The organism is Nocardia sp. NPDC050793, from assembly GCF_040654065.1.
In the GTDB taxonomy this organism is placed as follows: Bacteria; Actinomycetota; Actinomycetes; order Mycobacteriales; family Mycobacteriaceae; genus Nocardia.
On sequence record NZ_JBFAHG010000003.1, the window covers coordinates 245,219 to 264,862 of the forward strand.

The window sequence follows — 19,644 nt, forward strand, 5'->3', positions numbered from 1 at the left end:
TCCGGCGGATCGCGAGCCGGACGAACTAAGTTGTTCGAATTGAGGGATTAAGCGAAGTCGCTTAACGTCGGTTCATGAACGACAGGCATTCGCGAGCCGACCCGACGATCGAACGCAGGACCCGGCATGGGTTTCTGTGATGGGCCGATCACCCAGATCGCGTGGGTGACCGACGATATCGAGAAGGCGGAACGCTTCTTCGTCACGCATTTCGGCGTGCGGAAATGGACACGCATCCGCGGCGTCGAATTCGGCCCGCGCACGTGCACCTACCGGGACCGTCCCGCCGATTTCACCGCGCACATCGCGCTGTCGTATCTGGACGACATGCAGCTCGAATTGATCGAACCGGTGCGCGGGGAAAGCATCTACGCCGACTTCCTCGCCCGCTGCGGTCCCGGCCTGCACCACGTGTGCTTCGAACCAGCGGACTTCGACGCCGCCGTGGATGCGGCCGCGCACGACGGCCTTCCGGTGTTGCAAAGCGGCGAGATGGGCGGGGATATGCGTTTCGTCTACATCGACGGCGCCGCCGAGGGCGTGCCGTACATCGAACTCGCCCACATCGGAGACGGCATGCGCGCGTTCTTCGACGAGGTGAAGCGCTCGGCGTCCTGACTCAGAGCCGCCAGCCCGCGTGCACCGATCGGCGGCACCGGGTCCGCTCGTCGCCCGCCGCGACGAACAGGGCGGTGAGCAGGGGAACGCCGTTCGCCAGTGTCTCGCGGGGGAGCGGGCCGGTCGCGACGAGGGAAGCGAGGCCATGGCCGATGGTCCAGCTCTGGGTGGCCAGCTCCAGCGAGTCGACGTCGGACCGGAGGCGACCCGTGTCTTTCGCCCGGTCCACCGTGACGACCAGGCGATGCAGCGTCTCGTCGGCCGCGGCCGAATCCTCCAGTTCGAAGCCCGCGTCGAACATCACGCGATAGAGGTCGGGATTCTCCAGCGCGTTGACGACATAGGCGGCGCCGAGCGCCGCGAGATCCCGTACTGGATCGGACGTCTCGGCCACCTCGCCGAGCGTGGTCGACAGCCGGGTGAACCCCTCCTGCCGCAGCGCGCGCCACAGGCCGTCCATGCCGTCGAAATAGGTGTAGACGGCCATGGTCGACACGCTCGTGCCCGCCACCAACCCGCGCAGGGTGACCGCCTCCCGCCTGCGCAGCATCTGCGCGGCGCGTTCGAGCAGCATCGACCGCACGTGCGGATTCTTGGTGCGCGCCATGGCGCAACAATACATAGCATTGTTATGGTTTGGTCGACCGCAGTCGCGGAACCGAACGACGTGCAGGAGGAGCCATGGCCATCACGCTGGTCAATCCCGAGGGTTTGCCCAAACCCGATGTGTATCGCCAGCTTTCGATCGCCCAGGGCAGCAGGCTGGTGTTCCTGGCGGGGCAGGTGGCCCGCGATGCCGAGGGCAACAAGGTGGGGGAGGGGGATTTCGCGGCGCAGGTCGAACAGGCCTACCTCAATGTGGCCACCGCGCTCGCCGAGATCGGCGGCTCGTTCGACGACGTCGCGAAGCTGACGATCTACGTCGTCGACTGGAACGAGGAGAAGTACCCGCTGCTCGGCGAGGGTGTGGCGCGCGCCGCGGCGAAACTGGGTATCGATCCGGTCAAGCCGATCACGCTGCTCGGCGTCGCCGCGCTGGGCGAGCCCGACCTGATGGTCGAGGTCGAGGCGACCGCCGTCCTCGACTGACCGCGATGATGATCTCGGTGACGCTGCGGGCGGGTCTGACCCACGCCGCGCGCCGAATCAAAGATCCTGTGCACGTAAGGATTTCGCAGCGTCCACCAGCATGTCGAGCGCGTGGCCGACCGTCTGGTCGAGGACGCGGTCCGGGCCGCCGTCGAACGTGCGATGCTCGGCGCGCACCTCGCCGTCGGTGGCCACCGCGAACCAGACCGAGCCCGCGGGTTCGCCGTCCTGCGGGTCGGGTCCGCCGACTCCGGTGACCGCGACCGCGGCGGTAGCGCCCATGAGCGCGCGGACGCCGGTCGCCATCGCCCGCGCCGCGGTCTCCGAGACGACCGGCACGTCGGGCACGTCGAGCAGCCGGTGCTTGACGTCGGGGTGATAGGCCACCACACCACCGCGGAACCAGTCGCTCGAGTCCGGCGCGGCGCCGAGCGAGCAGGCCAGCCGACCGCAGGTGAGCGATTCGGCGACCGCGATGGACAGGCCGTGGTCGAGGGCGAGTCGCGCGAGTTCGGCGGCCCGTTCGTCTGCCTGCGTCACGAGCTTCGCCTCCTGTGTCGGGGTCCGATCCGACGTTACCGGCGTGCGGCGCCCGGCGAACATCGGCCCCCGGGCGCTGTTTCGATCGCGGCGAATCGGGAAATCGGCGGGCACCGGCTGCTCGCAGGGGGCGGCTCGGACCCGGAGGTGATGCCCATGACGCCTGCACGGTCGGGAACTGCGAGCTGGTCGCGCGGGAGGGTGGCGTGGTTCGACGCGCCGAAAGGGTTCGGATTCATCGAACCCGCGTCGGATCCACGCGCATTGGTGTACGTGGACTATTCGAGTATCGAGATGGTCGGCTATCGCACCCTCGTGGAGGGGCAGCCGGTCGCGTTCATCCGATCGCGGGAACGGCCCGAGGCCGTTGTCGTGCGTGTGCTGGCCGAGGGCGTCCGAAAAGGGCGAGTGGCGGCCTGAACGCGAGCGCCCGGACGGGTCGGCGGCAGTGGCCGGCCCGTCGGCGTTCGCGTGCAATACCATTCGCGGCCGATGCCGACTGCCGTACCGAGCAACCGCTCGACGAGGCCGCGGTCGGCGCCCGACCTGTTCTCCAGCAAGCCGACCGGGCAGGCAGACGCCTCGTCGGCCGAGCCGCGAACCCGATCACCGATCTCGATGCGGCCAACCAACTCTCGACCCTCCGGTCGCGTATTTCCCCTGGTAGCGGCTTCGGCGGCGGGGGTCGTACGGAGCAGCCGGGTGGCGAACCGGGGCGACACGCCGCGCTTGCGGGCTGGCTCCGATTAGCTGGATCATTGCCATCGCTACGGTTATCCTCCGAGGCAATCGGTCGCCCAGCCGGTTCCACGCCGGTGCACCGCGATGACCGACGTGCCCGGGAGGATTGCTGTGGTCGAACGGCCGAGCGGAGACGGCGACCGGCATACGGTGCGCCCGCCGACATTCGGCGGAATGCTCCGGCAGCTGCGCGACAACCGCCACATCTCCCGGGAGAAGCTCGCCACGGTCACCGGCATGAGCGCCAGCTACGTCACCCACCTGGAGAAGGGCGAGCGCGATCACCCGACGCGGTCGGTCGTCGAGGCGCTGGCCCGCTCGCTCGACGGCGTGCGCGAACTGAGCCGAGCCGAGCGCAGGCATCTGTTCGATCTGGCGGGGCTGACCGACACCGTGATCCCCACGGTGGACCAATTGCGCGCCGACATCACCCCGGCGATGCGGCACGGGCTCGAGCTGCACGGCCCCAATCCGGCGGGCTACGTCGACTCCCGCTGTAACCTGTTGGCCTGCAACGCCGTCGCCTCCGCCATGCTGCACGACCTGCCCGAAGGCGCCAACCTGCTGCACTGGATCTTCGGCGACCCGGTGGCCGCGGACGTCCTCGTCGACTGGGAACGGGCCGCGCGACTCTCGGTCGCCACGCTGCGGGCGCGCATGGGCCGCACGCCGCCGGGCGAGTGGTCGGCCGCGCTGCTCGACGAACTCGGCAGGTATCCGGACTTCCGTCGTATGTGGGGCGACGGTGTAGTGGATTTCGCCGACGCCTCGGCGGTCCTGCGTCTGCGTGAGCGCGAGACCGGCCGCCCGATCGTCGTCGACTTCCAGATGTACGAGGTGGATAACGGAGGCTATCCGGGGTGGGTCCGCTTCTTCGTCGGCCTGCGCCGCGCGGCCTGAGGGCGCTGCCGAACCGAGTCCGCCCGCGCATCGTGGATGCGCGGGCGGAGCTACGACCGGCGATATTTCACGGCGGGGCGCTCGGTCAGCTCGGCGTCGGCGGCGCGCCGACGGCGCGCGACGGATCGATGACCGCGAACACCTCGCCCTGCTGGCCCCGGAGCACGCCCATCCTGCCGAAGGGGCTGTCGTCGGGTCCCGCCAGCACGGCGGCGCCGAGCTCGGCCGCCTTGGCGAGCGCGGCGTCGGTGTCGTCCACCTGGAACCAGGCCAGCCAGTGCGGGGGCGCCTCGGTCTGCCGTCCCTTGGTGTCGTCGTTCATGCCGCCCGCGACGTCGCTGCCCGACGGCACACTGAATGTCGAGTAGACGAAGTTCTGGCCGTCGCCGATCTCCTGGTAGGTGTAGCCGAAGACCGAGGAGTAGAACTGCTGTGCCTGCTGGTATCCGGGGGTGTGCAGCTCGTTCCAGCAGTACGCGCCGTGCTCGTTGTAGATCTGGGCGCCGGTGTGCCGTTTCGCTTCCCACACGCCGAAGGCCGCGCCGGTCGGGTCGGTGGCGACGAACATGCGGCCGACGTCGAGCACGTCGAACGGCGGCATCAGGACGGTGCCGCCCGCGGCGGTCACCTTCTCCGCCACGGCGTCGGCGCGGTCGGCGGCGAAGTAAGTCGTCCACACGGAGGGCATCGCCATGTTCTCCGGCTTGGGTCCGATGCCAGCCGCCGGAGATCCGTTGCGCATCGCCATCAGATAACCGCCCGCTTCCGGCGGTCCGCCCTCGATGTCCCAGCCGAACAGCGCCGAGTAGAACTCCTTGGCCCGGGCCGGGTCGTCGACCTGGCAGTCGACCCAGCACGGCGTGCCCTGCGGCCAAGCGGTGTCACGGGTAGGCATATCCGTTCCTCCTACTGATCGAAGATCAATGAGTGGATGTCAGCATTGCCCTGGCAACCGGTCGGCACCCAGCCTAAACCGTGCCGTCGCGGTGGCACGCGCGAATGCCAGGAGCCGCGGCCCACGCGGTCGATCGCTGGATCAGACGGGCAGCTCCAGACCGCGCGCGAGCACCGACCACGACGCCTTCAGCGCGTCGAGCCAGTAGCCCCAGGAGTGGGTTCCGGTCGGCGGGAAGTCGTAGGTCGCCGGGATGCCGAGCGCGTTCAGCTTGGCTTGCAGATTGTGGCTGCAGTAGTTGACGCCCGCCTCGATCAGGCCGCCGAGGATCGCCTGGTTCGCCAGTCCGCCCACGCCGGGCAGCGTGAACGGGCCGTTGAGCGTCTCGTAGGGGCCGGGCAGCCCGCTGCCGCTGGAGATGAACAGCTCCACTCCGCGCAACTTCTCGGCGTTCACGTACGGGTCGTTGGCCGCCCACATCGGATCGCCGAACGGGCCGTACATGTTGTCGGTATCGGCGCCGCCCCAGACCCCGACGGACAGATTGACGAATGTGTACCCGATCCGATCGCTGATCTGCGCGCACCCGCTGTAGGCCGCCGCGGCGCGGTAGAGGCCGGGCGCGGCGATCGGTATTTGCAGCACCGAGGTGCCCGAAGTCGACAGTCCCGCAATGGCATTCAGGCCATTGGTGCCGAGCGCGCCGTCGATCAGCGGCGGTAGTTCCTCGGTGAAGAAGGTCTGCCACTTGTTCACGCCCAGCTTCGGATCCGGCGCACGCCAATCCGCGTAGTAGCTCCACGCGCCGCCGATGGGCTGCACGACGTTGACGTCCTTGGTGCCGAGGAACTCCAGCGCCTGCGGTGTGCGGTGATCCCAGTTCGCGGTGCCCTCGCCGCCGTCCGCGCCGGACAGCAGGTACAGCGTCGGGCGTGGCGCCGACGTGTCGGCGGGGCGCTGCACGGTGATGGTGACCGGCTTGTCCATGGCCGCCGAGTACACGCTCAGCCTCAGGTGCCGGTCGTCCTCGATGGTGAAATCCAGTATGCGCGAACCGTCCGCCGCCACCGGGCGGGCGAGCAACGCGCCGTTCGCGATGATCGGATCGGCGTGCGCCGTGCCGGGGACGAGCGTGCTGACAATCGCCGCGGCGACCGCCGCCAGCACGATCGCGGGCCTGCCGAGCGCTCGCCGCTCCATGGTGTACCTCCGTGACTCGTCCGGGTCGGTCGCACACTGTCAGGCACACCGTACTGGCTATCGAGTAACCACTCGGCTATCTCCGCGCGGCGCGCCGCACGGCTCAGCGCCCGGTCAGGCAGTCGGCGAACAGGCGCCATGCTCGTCGACACCAGCGACGGCTACGGGATCGACGGCCACAACGAACAACTGATCGGTCGCGCGATCCGCGGCCGCCGCGACGAGGTCATCGTCGCCACCAAGTTCGGCTTCCGCATCCCCGAAGGCGCGGCGGCGCACAAATTTCCGGTCGGCTTCGCGTTCGGCGAGCTCGCCGTCAACGCCGAGCCCCGCTACGTGCGCGGCTACGCCGAGCAGAGCCTGCGCAACCTCGGCACCGACGTGATGGTTCGACGCGGCCGATCTCACGGCGAACAACGACTCTTACGCCGCGTTGCACGGTATCGCGACCGAGCTCGGCATCAGCCGGAGCCAGTTGGCGCTCGCCTGGCTGCTGCACCGGGATCCGCACGTGGTCCCGATCCCGGGCAGCCGCACGCCGGCGCACATCGAGGACAATCTGTTCGCGGCGAACGTCGGCTTGCATGCCGACACACTGCGTCGCATCGATGAGGTCCTCGACGGTGTGGAAGCGGTGGGGGCGACGCTGCTGGAGAACTGATCTCGGCGAGGGGTCGGGTGCGTGAGTACTGGCCGGACGTCGGCAACCGCGGCCATAGCATCGCGGTCGCGGTCTGCGCCGGTTCATGATTCGATGGGGCATCCTTATCCCGGTCGTGTCGTCCCGGCGCGCCGACTGGATTCGCGACGCGGCAAATCTATAGTTTTGCTGGCAACGACGCATCGACTATGAATGTGGGGTGTTGTTCACACTCGTGATCACTTGCCTGCCATCGGATCTCCACGGTCGGAGGTCGATTTGACCATAGAGCACCCCATCGAGGACGAGGTCACGCAGCTGGCGCGGCGGGTCGAAAAGGCCCGCGGACGGCTCGCCTATCAGTTCGACCCGGCTCTGACCGAGGCGTTGTCCGAAGACGAACTACACGCCGAACGCGATCTCGCCGAGCGAATTCGCGAACAGGACCGCGGACAGCGGTGGAAAGAGGTACAGGCCGCCGCGGTCGCCTCCGACCGCGCCAGGCACACGGCGGAGGAAATCGCGAAGGCCGATATGCGAGATCTGTTGCTCGCCCGCAAGGCGATCGCCGCGCAGCGGCGCGAATCCAGCCCGCACGCGAAGCTCGCCTCGTTGTACCGGCACCGCGCCTGGTCGCTGCGCGCGCTGGCCGGCGTGGTCGGTGCGGGCATGCTGTGGTCCGCGGTCAACGTGCAGCACAACATCGCGCCGGGCGGAGCAAGTGATCCGCTCTACTGGTTCAGCTACCTGCTGGAAGGGATGATCAGCGTCTGTCTGATCATCATCATGATCGGCACCAACAAGGTGGCCGAGTGGGGCGTCATCGACAACCGCCGCCAGGTCGCCGCCGCCGAAATGGCGCTGCTGACACTGACCGTCGGCCTCAACACCTACCCGTACCTGCGCGCCGGACAGTGGTACGAGGTGGCCGTACACGCGATCGCACCGGTGATGATCGGTGTGGCCCTGCTGATTCACGATGCCGCCAGCGCGCGATACGGCCTCGCCATTCATCGGGCCACCGAACAGGTCCGCGAACTGCCCGACCCGGCCGAGCAGATCCGCCGCAGCTTGCCCGCGGTCGTCAATCTGCGCGCCGCCGCCGCGGCCGCCGCGGCCGAACGTCCCATGGTGCGCGTCGCCGAGCGGGAGACCGTCGAGGAGCGGTACGAGCAGCCGGAGGCCGTCGCCGAGCTGATGGCGCCCGATGTGGAGGACGGCTTCGCCGAAGCCCCGCGGGCCGCGAGCAACGGCAAGGTGTCCGCCAACGGGGCGGCGGGCGCGGCCTTCATCCCGAAGAAGGCCGAGCCGAAGAAGGCCGAAAAGCCCGCCGCGGCAGCCAAGGTGGACATGCCGGTGGCCGAGCCCGCTCCCGCGCGGACGCCGGAGCCGGTGGCCGCCAAGGTGGTCGTCCGGCAGACCCCGCCGCCGCCGACCAAGCCGATCGAGATCGACAAGCCGGCCGCGGCTCGCCCCGGCAAGGAGAACAAGGAGAAGGCGAGCGCGAAAGAGCGCAACGCGGCGCCGCCGGATCCGGACGGCGCCATGCACGAGGTGGTTCGCTCGTCGGGTATCTACGACACCGGGCAGTTCCGCATCGCCGAGGCGCTCGAACAGGAGCTCGCCGAGATGCAGGAGGCGCGCAGGCGGGCGCGTGCCACCGCCAGGCGCTCGGCGCTCAGCTCGGACTAGCGGCCGGGGTGAGCGAGCGGCGCAGCCGCTGATCGAGTTCGTCGCGATAGAACTCGAGGAAGCCGTCCGGGTCCGGTCCGGCGTTCTGGAGGGCCAGATGGTCGAATCCGGCGTCGGTGTAGGCGCGGACGGCCTTGACGTAGCGCTCCGGATCGCAGCCGCAGGTGAAGTGGTCGCGAATGTCCTCCTCGCGCACGGTGGCGCTGGCGGCGACGAAGTTGACCGGGTTGGGTAGTTCGCTCATGACCTTCCAGCCGGACAGCGCCCAGCGGGTCGTCTCCAGCGCGGCCTGCGCGCCTGCGTGCTCGTCAGGGGCCCAGGCCAGCGGCACCTCCGCGTAGCGCGGCCCCGTGCCGCCGTTCTCACGGTAGTGCCGGACGATCTCGGGGTCGGCGTCGGTCGCTAAAAGGCCGTCGCCGAATTCGGCCGCGAGCTTCGCCGACGAGGGGCCGCCCGCCGCGACCGCGATCCGCGGCGGCTCGTCGGGCAGATCGAAGATCCGCGCGTCCGAGAGATGCAGGTACTGGCCCGAGTAGGACCGATAGCCGCCGCTCCACAGCAACCGGATGATGTCGAGCGCTTCGCGCAGCATGTCGTGGCGCACCCGCACCGAGTCGGGGAACTCCAGGCCGACGATGTGCTCGTTGAGCCGTTCGCCCGAGCCGACGCCGAGGGTGAAGCGTCCGTCGGACACCAGCGCCATGGTGGCGGCGGCCTGCGCCACGATCGCCGGGTGGTAACGCAGGATCGGACAGGTCACGCCGGTGGCCATGCCGACGCGGTCGGTACGCGCCGCGATGGCGCCCAGCACCGTCCAGGCGAACGGGGAATGGCCCTGATTGTCGAGCCAGGGGTGGAAGTGGTCGCTGATCTCGACGAAATCGAAGCCGGCGCGCTCGGCCTGTACAGCCTGGCGCATCAGCTCGGCGGGACCGAAACCCTCTGCCGCCAGCTTGTATCCGATCTGCATCGCTACCTCCTCGGCTGGATGGTGTCGCTGGTGGGCCACCGACCGCCTACCCCCGCCGGCTTCCAGCAAACGAAGCGCCGAGGTCACCGGGGAAACGTGATCTAGGTTTGCCTCGTCCGCGCCAGGGTAGATCCGCATCATCGCAGGTAACAGCAGATCCGCCGGGAGGTCCGATGACCAGAACGGAAACCGGCGCGGGACCCACCGGACCGTGGAGGGTCACGTGATCGGCTACTACATCCACCACCACGGCTCGGGCCATCTGCTCCGCGCTCGCCGCATTCGCGCCTGCCTCGCGCAGCCGGTGACCGCACTGTCCTCGTCGGCCTTGTCCGACGACGAGGCCTTCGACGACGTCGTCCACCTGCCTTCCGACAACCCCGCAGCGGCGATCGGCGATCCCACCGCCGCCGGGGTCCTGCAATGGGCGCCCCGGCACAACCGGGGGCTCGCAGAACGGATGGCGACGATCGCGACGTGGCTGGCGACCGCCCGGCCGGACGCGGTGGTGGTGGACGCGTCCGTCGAGGTCGCGCTGCTGGCCCGCCTGCACGGCGTGCCCGTCGTCGGCATGGCGCTGCCCGGCGCCCGCGCCGATCCCGCCCACCAGCTGATGTACCGCGTCGCCGACCGGCTGATCGCCGGGTGGCCACGCGATCTCTACGATCCGCTGTGGCTGCGCCCGTACACCGACAAGACCAGTTACGTCGGTGGCATCACCCGATTCGACGGCCGACCTCCGGTGTTTCCGCCACCCGGCGGGCGGCCGACCGTGCTGGTCGTCGGCGGTGCCTGCGGCGGCGCGTTCACCGCGGCGAAAGTGCGCGCCTGTGCCCTGCGTCATCGCGAATACCATTGGCGCACTATCGGATTGGGTGACTGGATGGACGATCCGTGGCCGGAGCTGTGCCGGGCCGACGTGATCGTGACGCACGCGGGACAGGGCGCGGTCGCCGATGTCGCCGCTGCCGCGAAACCCGCCGTCGTGGTGCCTGCGCCGCGTCCGTTCGGCGAACAGGAAGCCACCGCGCGGACGCTCGCGTCGGCAGGCATGGCGCTCACGGTGGATCGCTGGCCGGATCTCGACGACTGGCCCGCCCTGCTGGCACGGGCGCGCGAGCTCGATACCGGCCGCTGGCGGGCGTGGCAGGCGCGCGGCGCGGCCGTGCGAGCCGCCGCGACCATCGCCGAAGTCGCCGCCGAACGCCTGCGCTCCGTTTCGTGAACCGCGGTGTTTCGTGAACCGCGGTGTCTCGTGAATACCGCGGTCGTCGCGAGCCCATGAACGCGGCACGGACGGGCGATAACCACCGCGCGAGCCGGGTAAGCGACCGACATGACAGCGACCATCGCCTCGAAAGCCCATCCTCTGCCCGACCCGCGTGGTGACCTGTCCGCGGCGGTGGTCGACCTGTTGCGCGGCGCGCCGGGCCGGGTCGTACCGCGGCCGGGGCCGATGGATCCCTTCGACGAGGATCTGCTCCTCGCCCTGCACACCTGCTACGAGCTGCACTACTACGGCTTCGACGACGTCGATCCCGGCTGGGAGTGGGATACGGGTCTGCTGACTCTGCGCGCCGCGATGGAACAGCGTCTCCTGAACGCGCTGCGCGACGCGGTCCCCGGCGGGACGGATCTGGAAGGGGAACTCGAACAACTGTGCGTCACGCCGCTGGAAGCGAGCGGGCCCAGCCAGTTCCTGCTCGATCGCGGCGAATGGTGGCAGATGCGGGAGTACCTCGTGCATCGCTCGCTCTACCACCACAAGGAGGCGGACCCGTACGCCTGGGCGATTCCCCGGCTGCGCGGTCAGGCGAAGGCGTCGCTGGTCGCGGTCGAGTTCGACGAGTTCGGCGGAGGGCGCGGCGAACGGGTACACGCCAGGCTGTACGCGGATCTGATGGCCGCGGCGGGCCTGAACCCGGACTACCTGCACTACCTGAACGTCATCCCCGCGCCGATGTTCGCGCTGATGGACACGATCTCGCTGCTCGGTCTGCACCGGTCACTGCGCGGGGCACTGGTCGGGCATTTCGCGACCGTGGAGATCAGCTCGCCGCCGGGCGCGCAGCGGATGGTGCGAGCGCTGCGTCGCCTCGATGCCGACCCGGCGTGCACCCGGTTCTACCGCGAGCACGTGGAAGCCGACGCGGTGCACGAACAGGTCATGCGCCGCGACGTGATCGGCGATCTGCTCGCCCAGGAGCCCGCGTTGACCGAATCGGTGGTGTTCGGCATCCAGGCGACGAATCTGCTGGAGGACCGGTTCGCCGATCATGTGCTCGGCTGTTGGGAGGCGGGCCGCAGTTCGCTGCGCGACGGCGAGCCGGGTTCGGCGGCGCCGGACGATTAGGTCGGCGCTATCCGGCTATCCGCTGTACGTGATGTTGATTCGACCGCCGTGGGTGTACCGTCCGCAATCGGACACCTGGTTGCTGGCCAGGGCGCTGATCGAAGCGGGCCTCCCGCGCGGTGCCCACGTGCTCGACGTGTGCACGGGCAGTGGGGCGCTGGCGATCGCCGCCGTGCGCGGCGGAGCCTCGGCGGTCACCGCCGTGGATATCTCGCGCTCCGCCGCGGTATCCGCGTGGTTGAACTGCCGTGTGCGGGGGATAGGGGCGGAGGTGATCCGGGGCGACTTCGCGTCGGTGCTGAGTGGACGCCGATTCGATCTCGTCCTGGCCAATCCGCCCTACGTCCCCGCACCGGAGCGGGAGCACCGCGGCGCCGCGCGGGCCTGGGATGCGGGCGAGCGCGGTCGCGGGGCCCTCGACCGGCTGTGCCGGATGATGCCGGGTCTGCTGAATCCGCGCGGCGCGGCGCTGGTCGTGCACTCGATGCTGTCCGATCCGGACAGCACCCTGAACCAATTGCGCGACGCGGGCTTGAAAGCCGCGATCGTGGCCCGCCACACCGTGCCGTTCGGGCCCGTGTTGCGCGGGCGCGCCGATTGGCTCGCCTCGAACGGGCTGATCGAACCAGGCCAGGACAGCGAAGATCTGGTGGTGATCCGTGCCGACCACATCCGAAAATGAGCCGTGGCGAGTCACTTTCACCGCCGACGGCCCCGCCCTCGTCGAGGGGCCGGTCGAACTCGTGACCGCAGACGGCAAGACCATCCGCTGCGACCGCTTCCAAGTCGCGATCTGCCTGTGCCGCCGGTCCGAGAACTACCCCCTGTGCGACACCAGCCACCGCAAACATCGCCGCGCCACCGCGTAGCAAGCCGAGCTACGAGCTGATGCGCGACTGTGACACCCTGCTGATCGTCGGCTCCAATTTCCCGTACTCGCAGTTCCTGCCCGAGTTCGGCCGGGCGCGTGCGGTGCAGATCGATATCGACGGCACCATGATCGGGATGCGGTACCCGACCGAGGTGAACCTGGTCGGCGACGCCAAATCGACACTGGCCGAGCTGATTCCGCTGGTCCAACGCAAGTCCGATCGGTCGTGGCGGGAGACCGTGGAGAAGAACGTCGCCCGTTGGTGGGAGACGCTGGAACGGCAGTCCATGCTGGACGCGCGGCCGCTCAATCCGATGCGGGTGGTCTGGGAACTGTCCGAGCGCATCCCCGACGACGCCATCGTCACCGCGGATTCGGGCTCCTCGACCAACTGGTACGCCCGGTGCCTGCGCTTCCGCGGTCAGATGCGCGGTTCGCTCTCCGGCACATTGGCGACCATGGGGCCTGGCGTCCCGTACGCCATCGGCGCCAAGTTCGCCCATCCGGGCAGGCCGGCGATCGCACTGGTCGGCGACGGCGCCATGCAGATGAACGGGCTCGCCGAACTGCTCACCATCGCTCGCTACCGGCGCCGGTGGTCGGATCCGCGGCTGGTGGTCTGCGTCTTCCACAACAACGATCTCAATCAGGTGACCTGGGAGCTGCGCGCGATGGGCGGCGCACCGAAATTCGAGGAATCCCAATCGCTTCCGGATGTGTCCTACGCGGAGGTCGCGCGGGTCATGGGGCTGGCCGCGATCACCGTCGAATCCACCGACGAGCTCGGGCCCGCATGGGACCGCGCCCTGCGCGCCGACGAACCGGTGCTGCTCGACGTGAAATGCGATCCCGAGATGCCGCCCATCCCGCCGCACGCCACCTGGGACCAGTTGAAGGACACCGCGGAAGCCGTGCTGCGCGGCGATCCCGACGCCAGGCACTTCATCGCACAGGGCGTGAAAGCCAAGGCGCAGGAATTCATGAGGAGGGGTTGAGGGGCCCATTCTCTGATGCCGTCGCGGGTGGTCGTCGGCACAGATGACCGGCGATTCTCTCGCGATCACGTTTCGGTAACGGCAACGCGGGTATCCAACCAGAGTCGAATTCGGTTGGAAACGAGGTAGATCGGATGAAACAGGAATCGACGGTGCGCACCGCGGACGACGACATCGCCCGGACCGACACCTACGACAACATCGAGCCGTGGTTCGAGAAGCTGGCGAGCCTGGATGTGAACGACCCGGACCGGCAGCGGGTGCGGGAGGACATCGTGCGGATGTGCTTGCCGCTGGCCGAACACATCGCGCGTCGCTTCGCGGGCCGCGGCGAGGCGTTCGACGACCTGCACCAAATCGCCCGGCTCGGGTTGGTGCAGGCCGTGGACCGCTTCGACGTCTCCCGCGGCAGTTCGTTCCTCTCGTTCGCGGTACCGACCGTCATGGGTGAGGTGCGGCGGCATTTCCGTGATCGCACCTGGTCGGTGCGGGTTCCGCGGCGGCTCAAGGAGATTCGGCAATCGATCGGGCCCGCGACCGATGTGCTCGCGCAGCGGCTCGGCCGGATGCCCACCGCGCGCGAACTCGCGGCCGAGCTGGACGTCGAGCTCACCGAGATCACCCAGGCGCTGGTCGCGAGCAACGGCTACCAGTCGAGCTCGCTGGACACGGCGTACCGCGACGGCGACGACGACGGTTCCACGCGGGCGGCCGTGGACTCTCTCGGCGCCGAGGAGCCGTGCTATCGGCTGCTGGAAGACGCGATGGCGGTGCGTCCGCTCATCGCCGAACTGCCGGAGCGGGAGCGGGAGGTGCTGGTGATGCGGTTCTTCGAGAACAAGACCCAGGCGCAGATCGCCGAGCGACTCGGGGTGTCGCAGATGCAGATCTCGCGCATCCTCGCCAAGACGCTGAAGACGTTGCGGGAACGGGCGCTCGGCGAGGAGAGCGAGCACCTGGCCGCCTGATCGCCCTCACCCGCCTGCCGTGTGGCCGTCGGGCAACCGGCAGCCCACCGTCGCGGTGATCGTCATCGACCGCCGGTCGGCGAGAATCGACAGCTCGGTGTTGTTGTCCCACTTCCCGCCGTCCCCGCCTTCGAAGGTGACATGCCGGTCCGGCGATGCGCTGTCGCCGGGCAGCATGTCCGTCGCGCCGACGGACGCGGCCAGCGCGCGGGCCGTCTCCTGGAAACCGGGCCACGTCCCCTCGGGCAGCGTACCGTCGGCTCGATAGCGCGGCAGGACTACGCGCCTGCCGCCGGTGTGCTCGTACGGTCCGTAGCAGGGGCCGAATGCCCGGTCCTCGGTTCGGCTCCAGCGCAGCGCGGGATCGATCGCCGAGGCGGCCGCCGCGATCCGGTCGACGACCGCCGCGACCTGCCGCTCGGTCTCCTCGGAAGACGGCAAATCGGTCAATTCGGCTGTGGCGGCCGCGATCTCGGCGGGGGAGGGCGGCGGCGCGGGTTCGCCGAGCAGGGTCGCGCAGCCGCCGGTTGTCAAGACCGCTACCGCGATAACGGCGGGCCAGCGCACAGCGACGGTCGGCCGTCGAGGTCCGGTCATCGTCGTCTCCCACGTTCCCCGCGGCCGCACGGATCGTGAGCGCGCTTCTCCGGCAATCCTATTCGCGACCGGCGATGCGCGGGCAAGATCGCGACGCGCCGCGAGCGTGGAGCCGCCACCCCGTGGCGACCCGTCGTAGATGCCGATTCCCGAGACATCCGCCGATCTTTTGGATAGTTTGACAATCGTTCAGTGAAGATCTGGCAAACACTATCCCCGGCCCGGAGGCGACGGAGGTTCGCGCGCCGCGCGGCCGACTAGGAAGGGATGGGCGGTGACGGGGAAATCCGAGGCGGGCGAACATATCGGGCGTCCGGCGCAGGGCAGGGAGGGACCGGGGAACGTGGTGACCATCGCTCAGTTGCGGGCAGTCTTGGCGATTCTGCGCATCGACCCGGACAAGGCGGATCCGCCCTTCGACGGACCGCGGGACGCCACCACCGAGCGCGCGCTGCTGGTCGGTCTGCTGCAACACGTGGTCGGCGGTGAGTCGTGTCAGGCGAACGCCGCGCACGAGGACCCCGCCGAGCGGATGTGCGCCGACGCCGTCGAGTTGCACGACCGCATCGACGCCATGGCCGCCGACGCCATCGCCGAGCCCGCCCCGGTGCTGCTCGCCGCCGCGGTCCGGTCGGCCGACGCCACCGCGGCGATGCTCGAACTGAGCCGCAGTCCCGCGGGTGGCGAGGCCGAAACCCGTTGGCGGCGTGCGCTGACCGATTTGGGGCAGGCCTATCACCTGCTCAACGACGAGTACGTCGGCCGATCGAACACCACGACGGCGCCGCTGCGCTGAGTCGTCTGGTGGTGCGAGCGGCCGGGTGGTGCGAGGGCCGGAGTGGCGAGCGCCTGTCAGACGGGACGGGCCGCGCGGCGGTCGCGCCACACCAGGACAGGCTCGACCACGCGCGCCGCTATCGGACCGAGCACCGCCATGAGCAGCACGTAGGTCGTGGCCAGCGCCGCGAACTCGGTCGGCACCGCGCCCGCGGTGACCGCCAATCCCGCGATGACGATGGAGAACTCGCCGTGCGCGACCAGTGCTGTGCCCGCGCGCGCCCGCCCGTAGCGCGAGCTCCCCGCGCGCTTGGCGGCCCACCAGCCGGTGGCGACCTTGGTGGTCGTGGTGACCGCGGCGAGCAGGCAGGCCCAGCCGAGCACCGGGGGGATGGTCGCCGGATCGGTGCTCAGTCCGAACAGCACGAAGAACAGCGCGGCGAAAAGATCGCGCAGGGGCTCCAGGATCTTGGTGGCGTTGTGCGCTGTCGAATCCGAGATCGCGATGCCGAGCAGGAATGCCCCCACCGCCGCCGAGACCTGCAGTGCGGAGGCGAGTCCGGCGACCAGCAGCGCGGAACCGAGCAGCTTCAGCAGGAAGATCTCGCGGTCATCGCTGTCCACGATCATCGAGACGTATCGTCCGTAGCGCAGCGCGACCACTAGCACGACGGTGACAACGAGCAGCGCGATCCCCACGGTGGTGAGACCGGCCAGGAATCCGGTGCCCGCGAGCACCGCCGTCAGCACCGGCAGATAGCCCGCCATCACCAGATCCTCGAACACCAGGATGGACAGGATCGTCGGCGTTTCGCGGTTGCCCAGCCTGCCGAGATCGTTGAGTACCTTGGCGACGATGCCCGAGGAGGAGATGTAGGTGACGCCCGCCATCGCGATGGCGCCGGTCAGGCCCCAGTCGAGGAAGAGGGCGACCAAGACGCCGGGGGTGGCGTTGAGCACGAAGTCGAGCACACCGGCGGCCCAGGAACGGCGCAGGCCGGTAACGAGCTCGGCGGCGCTGTACTCCAGGCCGAGCAGCAGCAGGAGCAGGACGACGCCGATCTCGCTGGCCAGGTGAATGAACGAATCGACTTGGTCGAGTTCGACGAGGCCGCCTGTGCCGAACAGCAGGCCGCCGACCAGGTACAGCGGAATCGGCGACATGCCGATGCGGGCGGCGACGCGCCCGAGCAGACCGAGACCGAAAAAGACCGCGCCCAGCTGAATCAACGCGAGCGCGGTTTCGTGTGCCACCATGCCTCAGCCGTCCGTGAGGATGACGGCGGCGGCCTCTAGGCCCTCCGCGGTGCCGACGACGATCAGGACGTCGAAGGCGTTGAACACGAAATCCGGACCGGGCGAGGCGATCGCGTGCCCGGCGCGCACCACCGCGACGATGGACGACTTGGTGCGCGTGCGCATTTGTGTGTCGCCGAGCGGCCTGCCGTCGTAGGGGGACCCGCCGCGCACGGTGAGCTGGCGGGTCGTGACACCGTCGAATTCGCGGTGCTCCTCCTGCAATTGCGCCACCACCTGCGGGGCGCCGAGCAGATTGGCGAGCAATGCCGCTTCGCGCCGGGTGAGCGGGATCTGGTCGGTGACGTCGGGGTTGTCGGGCTTGCCGATGATCAGGTCCAAAGTGCCGTCGCGGTGGTCGATCACGCCGACGCGCCGGTTGTTCTTCAATGGAAAGTCTTTGCGTACACCGATTCCCGGCAAGGGTGTTACCTCTACGTTCACGACTTCACCCTATCCGGACAATTCGGGCGGGCTGCGGTCGCCGGAGGTGTACCGCGCGCGGTCGTGAGTCAGTTGCGATCGGGTTGTGCGGCGCGGACCGCGCGGTAGCGGTCGGCGAGTCCGTCCAGCAAGGCTTGGAGTCCGACCTCGAACGCGTCCTCGTCGATGCGGTGTTGCCGTTCCGCGAGCAGATGGGCCTCGCTCAGGTGCGGGTAGTCGCCGCCGTACACGGTGGCGTCGGCGGGGAAGCCCGCGGCGAACGAGGCGAGTGCGGACCCGGTGACGAAGTAGCGCATCAGCGCGCCGACGGTGGTCGCCTCGCGGCGCGGCCAGCCCGCCGCGACGAGGCCGCCGAACACCGCGTCGGCGATGCGCAGCGCATTGGGACGGTGGCCAGGGCCGCCCGCGAGTGCCGGGACGATGTTCGGATGGGCGGCCATGGCGGCGCGGTACGAGTGGGCCCAATCCCGCAGCGCCGTGCGCCAGTCCGGATTCTCCGCGCCGAGCGCGGCGAACATGCCGGTGTCGACCTCGCCCAGCACCGCGTCGGCAACGGCATCGATGAGTTCGTCCTTGGTGCCGACATGGTTGTAGAGCGAGGGGCCTTGCACGCCGAGCTCGGCGGCGATTCGCCTGGTAGACACCGCCGCCATGCCCTCGGTGTCGAGTAGCGTCAGCGCGGTGGCCACGATGCGTGCTCGTGTGAGCAGCGGGTGGCGGGGTCGGGCCACGGGTTTGCCTCCTTGTCCTGTCGCAGCATTGTCGCAGGAGACAAAAACTTGCGCCGCTAGTTTATCGACCTTACGGTGAATCGGAAACTTTCATCGCTAGTTTTGGAGCGTGATTCCATGCGGGTTGTCTCTCGAGGACGAGTCAGGCACAGACCCATCGAACGACTGCGGGGCGTGCTCGCGGCAACCATCGTCGCGGGCGTGACGGCGCTCGGCACGACTCACGCCATCGGTCCGGCGGCGGCCGCGCCGGAGCCCGCGGCGGGCGCGTCCGCATCGATCGAGCAGCAGCTCGCGGATCTGATCGGCGCGGGGCTTCGGCCCGCGCCGGACGGCAGGCAGGTGCAGCCCATCGTGGACACCGGCAGTGGCTCGGGTTCGGCCGGGCGCAGCCACGCCTCCCAGGTCGCCGGCGAGGGGCCCGAGGTGTCGGCCTTCCTCGCCGCGTTCGTCAACGGGCTGGCGCATCCCGACGCGGCGCCGCCCAGCGCCAATCGGCCGGATTGCCGTCCTAGCGCGGAACATCCGCGGCCGGTGGTGCTGGTGCACGGCACCTGGCTCAACGCCTACGACACCTTCGCGTACATGTCGCCGCGGATCGCCCGCGAAGGGTACTGCGTCTTCACATTCAACTTCGGCCGCGCGAGCTTGTTCGAGGGCGGCGGCCTCGGTCCGCTGCTGCCCGGCCGCAACGGCGTGGGGCCGATGGAGGATTCGGCGCGTCAACTGCGCGACTACGTCGACACCGTGCTGGCGGCCACCGGCGCCGACAAGGTCGACCTGGTCGCGCATTCGCAGGGCGGACCGGTCTCGAGCCAGTACCTGAAGTTCGAAGGCGGCGCGGACAAGGTGGGCAAGCTCGTCTCGTTCGGAGGCACCAACCACGGCACCTCGCTGATGGGCATGGCGACGCTGGGGCGGCTGATGACCAATCTGGGCATCAACATCCTCGGCTTCTACCGGCCGCTGATCGGCCAGGCCAATATTCAGCAGGTCGTGGGTTCGGAGTTCTATGCCAACCTGAACCGGGACGGCGACACCGTGCCCGGCATCGAGTACACCGCGGTCGGCACCAGGCACGATCAGATCTCGAACCCGTTCGAATGGACTTTCCTGCAGCCGGGTCCCGACGCCCCCGTGCAGAACATCACCCTGCAGAACGGCTGCGAGCAGGACATGTCCGATCACCTGACGCTGATGTACTCGCCGCGCGCCGCTGCCATCGCGCTGCGCGCCTTGGACCCGCGGGCATCCGTCGAGATGACGTGCACGTTCAACCCGTGGATGATCGGCGGCGGCGGTTCGCTCTGACGCCCGGCGCGACCGC

General features: G+C 69.2%; 21 protein-coding genes and 3 pseudogenes. 15 read left to right on the forward strand and 9 right to left on the reverse strand.

The features are described from left to right. The first annotated feature begins 126 nt into the window (after positions 1–126). Positions 127–618, forward strand: coding sequence for a VOC family protein (locus AB0H50_RS11720; protein ID WP_357450068.1), 492 nt, complete (start codon positions 127–129; stop codon positions 616–618). Position 619: 1 nt separating this feature from the next. Here the strand turns inward: AB0H50_RS11720 and AB0H50_RS11725 are convergent, their stop codons facing one another. Continuing rightward, positions 620–1,225 carry a TetR/AcrR family transcriptional regulator gene (locus AB0H50_RS11725; protein ID WP_357450071.1) on the reverse strand — a complete coding sequence of 202 codons (606 nt, stop codon included), beginning with the start codon at positions 1,223–1,225 and terminating at the stop codon, positions 620–622. Between the two features lie 74 nt (positions 1,226–1,299). On the opposite strand from AB0H50_RS11725, the gene AB0H50_RS11730 reads away from it, so the two are divergent. Continuing rightward, positions 1,300–1,707: a RidA family protein gene (locus AB0H50_RS11730; RefSeq protein ID WP_357450072.1), complete on the forward strand. Its 408-nt coding sequence runs from the start codon at positions 1,300–1,302 to the stop codon at positions 1,705–1,707. 57 nt (positions 1,708–1,764) lie between these two features. Here the strand turns inward: AB0H50_RS11730 and AB0H50_RS11735 are convergent, their stop codons facing one another. Further along, positions 1,765–2,247 (reverse strand): CinA family protein, encoded by a 483-nt coding sequence (locus AB0H50_RS11735; RefSeq protein WP_357450075.1) that lies wholly within the window; start codon positions 2,245–2,247, stop codon positions 1,765–1,767. Between the two features lie 156 nt (positions 2,248–2,403). On the opposite strand from AB0H50_RS11735, the gene AB0H50_RS11740 reads away from it, so the two are divergent. Next, complete coding sequence (locus tag AB0H50_RS11740; protein ID WP_067779444.1) at positions 2,404–2,667, forward strand: cold shock domain-containing protein; 264 nt, start codon at positions 2,404–2,406, stop codon at positions 2,665–2,667. Positions 2,668–3,072: 405 nt separating this feature from the next. Then, entirely contained in the window at positions 3,073–3,888 is an 816-nt protein-coding gene (locus AB0H50_RS11745; protein WP_357450078.1) for a helix-turn-helix transcriptional regulator, read from the forward strand. 85 nt (positions 3,889–3,973) lie between these two features. Here the strand turns inward: AB0H50_RS11745 and AB0H50_RS11750 are convergent, their stop codons facing one another. Both AB0H50_RS11750 and AB0H50_RS11755 read right to left on the reverse strand, forming a co-directional pair. Further along, positions 3,974–4,783: a VOC family protein gene (locus tag AB0H50_RS11750; protein ID WP_357450080.1), complete on the reverse strand. Its 810-nt coding sequence runs from the start codon at positions 4,781–4,783 to the stop codon at positions 3,974–3,976. Positions 4,784–4,924: 141 nt separating this feature from the next. Further along, positions 4,925–5,983 carry an alpha/beta hydrolase family protein gene (locus AB0H50_RS11755; RefSeq protein WP_357450083.1) on the reverse strand — a complete coding sequence of 353 codons (1,059 nt, stop codon included), beginning with the start codon at positions 5,981–5,983 and terminating at the stop codon, positions 4,925–4,927. Positions 5,984–6,121: 138 nt separating this feature from the next. On the opposite strand from AB0H50_RS11755, the pseudogene AB0H50_RS11760 reads away from it, so the two are divergent. The 3 genes and pseudogenes from AB0H50_RS11760 to AB0H50_RS11770 all read left to right on the forward strand — a co-directional run. Then, positions 6,122–6,304 (forward strand): annotated as a pseudogene (locus AB0H50_RS11760) (aldo/keto reductase); the annotation flags it as partial. Positions 6,305–6,404: 100 nt separating this feature from the next. Then, a pseudogene (locus AB0H50_RS11765) lies at positions 6,405–6,644 on the forward strand (aldo/keto reductase); the annotation flags it as partial. A gap of 258 nt (positions 6,645–6,902) precedes the next feature. Beyond that, positions 6,903–8,315 carry a hypothetical protein gene (locus AB0H50_RS11770; protein WP_357450086.1) on the forward strand — a complete coding sequence of 471 codons (1,413 nt, stop codon included), beginning with the start codon at positions 6,903–6,905 and terminating at the stop codon, positions 8,313–8,315. Here the strand turns inward: AB0H50_RS11770 and AB0H50_RS11775 are convergent. Continuing rightward, entirely contained in the window at positions 8,302–9,285 is a 984-nt protein-coding gene (locus AB0H50_RS11775; RefSeq protein WP_357450088.1) for a TIGR03557 family F420-dependent LLM class oxidoreductase, read from the reverse strand. The two genes, AB0H50_RS11770 and AB0H50_RS11775, sit on opposite strands and share 14 nt — an antisense overlap. A 223-nt stretch (positions 9,286–9,508) precedes the next feature. Between AB0H50_RS11775 and AB0H50_RS11780 the strand changes: the two genes are divergently transcribed. The 6 genes and pseudogenes from AB0H50_RS11780 (at position 9,509) to AB0H50_RS11805 (ending at position 14,472) form a co-directional block, all read left to right on the forward strand. Continuing rightward, entirely contained in the window at positions 9,509–10,510 is a 1,002-nt protein-coding gene (locus AB0H50_RS11780) for a glycosyltransferase (RefSeq protein WP_357450090.1), read from the forward strand. Between the two features lie 111 nt (positions 10,511–10,621). Further along, on the forward strand, positions 10,622–11,638 hold the full coding sequence (locus AB0H50_RS11785) for an iron-containing redox enzyme family protein (RefSeq protein ID WP_357450093.1): 1,017 nt from the start codon (positions 10,622–10,624) through the stop codon (positions 11,636–11,638). A 31-nt stretch (positions 11,639–11,669) separates the two neighbouring features. Beyond that, positions 11,670–12,320: a HemK2/MTQ2 family protein methyltransferase gene (locus AB0H50_RS11790; protein WP_357450095.1), complete on the forward strand. Its 651-nt coding sequence runs from the start codon at positions 11,670–11,672 to the stop codon at positions 12,318–12,320. Beyond that, positions 12,298–12,507: a CDGSH iron-sulfur domain-containing protein gene (locus AB0H50_RS11795; protein ID WP_357450097.1), complete on the forward strand. Its 210-nt coding sequence runs from the start codon at positions 12,298–12,300 to the stop codon at positions 12,505–12,507. The genes AB0H50_RS11790 and AB0H50_RS11795 overlap by 23 nt, the downstream gene beginning before the upstream one ends. Beyond that, positions 12,506–13,504: pseudogene (locus tag AB0H50_RS11800) on the forward strand (thiamine pyrophosphate-dependent enzyme); the annotation flags it as partial. The gene AB0H50_RS11795 and the pseudogene AB0H50_RS11800, both read left to right, overlap by 2 nt. A gap of 134 nt (positions 13,505–13,638) precedes the next feature. After that, the gene (locus tag AB0H50_RS11805; protein WP_357450100.1) at positions 13,639–14,472 is read left to right on the forward strand and encodes an RNA polymerase sigma factor SigF; all 834 of its coding nucleotides are present in this window, start codon (positions 13,639–13,641) and stop codon (positions 14,470–14,472) included. 6 nt (positions 14,473–14,478) lie between these two features. On the opposite strand, the gene AB0H50_RS11810 is transcribed toward AB0H50_RS11805, so the two are convergent. Then, on the reverse strand, positions 14,479–15,069 hold the full coding sequence (locus tag AB0H50_RS11810; RefSeq protein ID WP_357450103.1) for an LppA family lipoprotein: 591 nt from the start codon (positions 15,067–15,069) through the stop codon (positions 14,479–14,481). Positions 15,070–15,343: 274 nt separating this feature from the next. Between AB0H50_RS11810 and AB0H50_RS11815 the strand changes: the two genes are divergently transcribed. Then, a complete protein-coding gene (locus AB0H50_RS11815; RefSeq protein ID WP_357450106.1) occupies positions 15,344–15,865 on the forward strand; it encodes a hypothetical protein in 522 nt (173 codons plus the stop codon). A 56-nt stretch (positions 15,866–15,921) separates the two neighbouring features. On the opposite strand, the gene AB0H50_RS11820 is transcribed toward AB0H50_RS11815, so the two are convergent. The 3 genes from AB0H50_RS11820 to AB0H50_RS11830 all read right to left on the reverse strand — a co-directional run bounded on the left by AB0H50_RS11820 (position 15,922) and on the right by AB0H50_RS11830 (position 18,317). Continuing rightward, entirely contained in the window at positions 15,922–17,103 is a 1,182-nt protein-coding gene (locus AB0H50_RS11820; protein WP_357450108.1) for a cation:proton antiporter, read from the reverse strand. A gap of 3 nt (positions 17,104–17,106) precedes the next feature. Next, on the reverse strand, positions 17,107–17,586 hold the full coding sequence (locus AB0H50_RS11825) for a TrkA C-terminal domain-containing protein (protein WP_357450111.1): 480 nt from the start codon (positions 17,584–17,586) through the stop codon (positions 17,107–17,109). 68 nt (positions 17,587–17,654) lie between these two features. Continuing rightward, positions 17,655–18,317: a TetR/AcrR family transcriptional regulator C-terminal domain-containing protein gene (locus AB0H50_RS11830; RefSeq protein ID WP_357450114.1), complete on the reverse strand. Its 663-nt coding sequence runs from the start codon at positions 18,315–18,317 to the stop codon at positions 17,655–17,657. A gap of 174 nt (positions 18,318–18,491) precedes the next feature. On the opposite strand from AB0H50_RS11830, the gene AB0H50_RS11835 reads away from it, so the two are divergent. Beyond that, positions 18,492–19,628 carry an alpha/beta fold hydrolase gene (locus AB0H50_RS11835; protein WP_357450116.1) on the forward strand — a complete coding sequence of 379 codons (1,137 nt, stop codon included), beginning with the start codon at positions 18,492–18,494 and terminating at the stop codon, positions 19,626–19,628. The last annotated feature ends 16 nt before the right edge of the window (positions 19,629–19,644 follow it).